The organism is Exiguobacterium sp. UBA6309 (genome assembly GCF_002439205.1).
Lineage (GTDB): Bacteria > Bacillota > Bacilli > Exiguobacteriales > Exiguobacteriaceae > Exiguobacterium_A.
Genome location: NZ_DJTL01000041.1, coordinates 531 through 3767, shown reverse-complemented (window position 1 = coordinate 3767; position 3237 = coordinate 531). Strand labels below are relative to the sequence as shown.

The following is a 3237-nucleotide window of genomic DNA, read 5'->3' as shown; positions in this document are numbered from 1 at the left end:
CGTGTTCTTAATCATCTTGGAGTGACGCATCAGGTCGAGTCGCTCGACGTCGTCATGACGATTCGCATCGCAGGACGGACGATTCATTATTATCAGGATTGTGCTACGTTTCTAACCGAATTGACATCACATTTTCCAGAGCAGGCATCGTCGATTCAGGCTTTCTTTGCAGAAATCGAGCAGATTTACGAGGTGATTCGTCCGCTAATGGCAGAACTTCCAGCATTACCACTTCAAGATCCAGCAGACGTCCGGCGGTTAGTCCGACATGCGAAAAGTGTCGTCCTTTTACCGTATTTTCCGCTGACGATTGGTCATCTGTTACGAAAACATGAACTAGCGGATACGTTGTTCGCACAAGTGATCGACGGGATCTTGCTCGACAGCATGCAGACTGGGCAGGAGGCCTCAGCTTTACTAGGAGCCGTCGCCTTATCGATTTATCATGAAGGTGCCTATTATGTTCCGGGCGGCTTGTACCGACTGGCTGAGCAATTGAAAGAGACAGCAGAGGCGAGCGGGGCAACCTGTCTCCTTGGACGGAAAGTCACGTCGATCCGAAAGACATCAGATGGATTTTTGATCGAGGATCGCCGAGGACGCTTGATGATTGCTGATACTGTCATCTGTGCGGTTCCGCTTGAAGGCATCCGAGAAGTCGTCAGCATGGATATGCGACGAACATTACGACGAACGTACCGACGACAGGAAAAATTACAGCAATGGGCGACCTTTACGTATTATGCGGCGATTCCAGAGGCGCTCATTTTGTCTGACGAAGCATTCCGGCAAGTTCATGATCCGTCCTTACCTTCAGGTCATGCCTTCATCTCGCTGTCCCGTCCGGATGATCGATTACGTGCACCAGTTGGTCAGCGGACGCTGACGATGTCATGCCATGTTCCCATTGGTACGTTTGATAAGACGAACCGCAAACGTTACGACGGACAAGTCGAGACGATGTCGGCGATCTTCGAAGCCATTCTCGAACAGCAGTTTCCGGGTTTTAGTCAACAGGCAATCGAACGCCATCCGGGTGGACCAGGTGCATGGGTCCGCTATACGTTCCGCCCGGATGGTGGAGTCGGTGGATATCCGCAACGTCCGAGTACGAGTCTCCTATTCGCGGCACCGTTTCGAACAGGTGTCGATCATTTCTTTGCAATCGGCGATACCATCTTTCCGGGTGCTGGAACGATCGGTGCGACGACGTCTGCGATCCATGCTGCCCGACAGTTTGGAGTCAGATTGTGAGAAATCGTCGTAAAATGATGAAAGAAGCGACGCATCTGTCGCTTTTTTCACATTTGAGGATTATGATGAGGAAGAGTCGGGAACATGATATCCATGAACAAAAAGAGAGAAGGAGTGAAGAACCATGGAGACATTCGAACAAAAATGTCAGTCGTTCATTCAGGAACGACGACCTGAAGTCGGTCCGATTCAATTCGAGTCGGCGCGTACGTTTCTCAATGCACGCGGTTTAAGTGTCTACGAACGGATTTATCAAGGGAAAGAAGAAGTCCGATTAGCGTTCGTTGAACAGACGAATGGTCAACAACTCGTTTCATTAATGGAAAATACATTCGGCAACGGACTGGTCTATTTTGTCTCAACGGCAACCGCGACATGGGATGGCGACCGTTTTGGTGAATACACGTTTTAAGTACATAGGGAGTCCCAGTCGATGACTGGGGCTCTTTCGTGTCGAAACCTAATCCTTGTCCCGTTCGTAAGGTAGATAAGTGACTCAGTTGAAGGAGGAAACGATGTGTCATCATTTGAACAACCTAAAACATCGACACGGCGGCTTGCAACCGTTTCGTTGATTTTCATGGCGGTCGGATTCGTCGTCTCATTGCCATTTAAAGAAAATGCGTGGGTCTTTTGGCTCCAGAGTGGTTTTGAAGCCGGACTCGTCGGTGGGATTGCCGACTGGTTCGCGATCACGGCGCTGTTTCGTCACCCGCTTGGATTAAAGATTCCCCATACGAACCTATTGCCGAAAAATCGGGAACGGGTCATCGAATCGATTGTTCATATGCTCGAGACGGATTTACTGAACAAAGAAAGTATCGTTGCGAAGCTGCAACATATGACGCTTGCAGATCGTGTCATCAAAATTTTACGTTCGATTCTGGTCTTACCTGCCTTTCGAGCAACCGTCACCGAGCTGTTGATGGGTTTGATTCGGAAACTACCGAAAGAGGCAATTCTTGAGTTTGCGAATACACGGGTGACGGAGACGATCAAAGCGTATCCGTCCAAACGGCTGGCGGTCCGGGCGATGGAGTTGAATGAGGAACGTCGACTCGACGAGTGGCTGATGGATCAGTTACTCGATTACGGCCAACGTCTTCTCGAAGATCCGATCATTCGCGATCAGATTGGCCGCCTTGCTTATACGGCAATGATTGACCAAGAAAAGAATACGTTTTTGCGGGTGACGGCGCGAACCGTCCAAAAAGTCTATTCGGAAGAAAAACTCAGTCTGGTCATTCAAGGCGTCTTGTTGACGGTCATTCAAGATATGCGACACGTCCATCATCCAAATCGACTCGCGATTCTCGATCATCTGCGTCGTAACCTGGCACAGTTGTCGATTGATGAAGAGCGTCTCGCGAAAATCGATGCTTGGAAGGCAAGTGAGGTCGACCGGTTTGACTTCTTTCCGGTCATTGAACGTGCCTATGACGCTGGTCTGATCGAGCTCGAACGCTATTTGACGTCAGACGCTTTCTGGACGGAACGGGCGATGCCGATGCTTTCGCGCGCTTTAGACGACTGGGAACAGCATCCGACGTTCAAGGATAGCAGTGATCAGTGGATGAAGGAGCAACTCGTGCGTTTCGTCGAACAAAATCACCAAAAAATCGGCGGACTCGTGCGCGAGAACTTAAATCGGTTCGATACCGAGACACTGATTCATATGATCGAGGATAAGGTCGGCAGTGACTTGCAGTGGATTCGGGTCAACGGGGCATTGTGTGGATTCATCATCGGTTTGATTCTCGGTGCGATCAAGGTGTTCGTCGGATGAGCCGGTGGACATATGATCTGACGTTGTCGGAAGCATTGGATTTTAAAGGAATCGTATCTCGTTTGACGGAAGACCCGTTACAAATCGAACAGGATGGGCGACTCGTCGTTCCGGTCTTCGTCAACGATCAGGCATACATCACGATGATGGAAGCCATCGACGGTTATACGTTACGGATTGACGGTTCAGGACCGCAA

At 49.9% G+C, this 3237-nt stretch carries 3 protein-coding genes and 1 pseudogene; all 4 read left to right on the top strand.

All coding sequences use genetic code 11. The features are described from left to right. Positions 1-1254 (top strand): phytoene desaturase family protein (locus B3M90_RS14460; protein WP_290784742.1); only part of this gene is annotated, 1254 nt, incomplete at its 5' end. 124 nt (positions 1255-1378) lie between these two features. Next, positions 1379-1666 carry a hypothetical protein gene (locus B3M90_RS14455; protein WP_029341204.1) on the top strand — a complete coding sequence of 96 codons (288 nt, stop codon included), beginning with the start codon at positions 1379-1381 and terminating at the stop codon, positions 1664-1666. A gap of 105 nt (positions 1667-1771) precedes the next feature. Beyond that, positions 1772-3040 (top strand): DUF445 domain-containing protein, encoded by a 1269-nt coding sequence (locus tag B3M90_RS14450; protein ID WP_290784740.1) that lies wholly within the window; start codon positions 1772-1774, stop codon positions 3038-3040. Then, positions 3037-3237 (top strand): annotated as a pseudogene (locus B3M90_RS14445) (DNA-3-methyladenine glycosylase 2 family protein); the annotation flags it as partial. The gene B3M90_RS14450 and the pseudogene B3M90_RS14445, both read left to right, overlap by 4 nt.

What these genes read in the sequence shown, in the direction of transcription:
- B3M90_RS14455 (WP_029341204.1), top strand. Translation starts at nt 1,379, where the DNA reads ATGGAGACATTCGAACAAAAATGTCAGTCGTTCATTCAGGAACGACGA.